Source organism: Bartonella capreoli (assembly GCF_902813205.1).
Classification (GTDB): Bacteria; Pseudomonadota; Alphaproteobacteria; order Rhizobiales; family Rhizobiaceae; genus Bartonella; species Bartonella schoenbuchensis.
In genome coordinates this window covers 1-412 of record NZ_CADDZX010000305.1, presented here as the reverse complement: position 1 = coordinate 412, position 412 = coordinate 1, and the positions used below count along the sequence as shown (strand labels likewise).

Genomic DNA, 412 nt, shown 5'->3' with positions numbered 1-412 from the left:
CGAAGGGAAAAATACCTTCAAATTGGTCGATCTCTAACATAGGTTATTTTTTGTGAGGGGTGTTGGATTGGAGTTTTATTCGATGACATTTAGCAGATTCCTCGCTGTGTGTGTGTTATTTGTAATGGGAATATTGGCGGCATGTGGGGGAAGATTGCCAGCTTCTATTCGTGCCAAAGTTGAGCAGCCGTTGCCACAAGAAATCCAGAACAGAATGGCTTTGTACGATATTGATCCTTATGCACCAATTGTAATGCGATTTTTCAAGGAAGAAAATCTTGCTGAAGTTTGGAAGCAATCTCGTTCAGGGCCTTTTATCTTGGTTGCTCGCTATGGCATTTGCAAATGGTCTGGTAAGCTTGGACCTAAATATAAAGAAGGGGATCTTCAGACACCAGAGGGTTTTTATACT

Annotated in this window: 1 pseudogene; it reads left to right on the top strand. The window is 41.5% G+C overall.

Annotated elements, in window-relative coordinates:
- Positions 1 to 82: 82 nt before the first annotated feature.
- Positions 83 to 412: pseudogene (locus tag J7R05_RS08550) on the top strand (L,D-transpeptidase family protein); the annotation flags it as partial.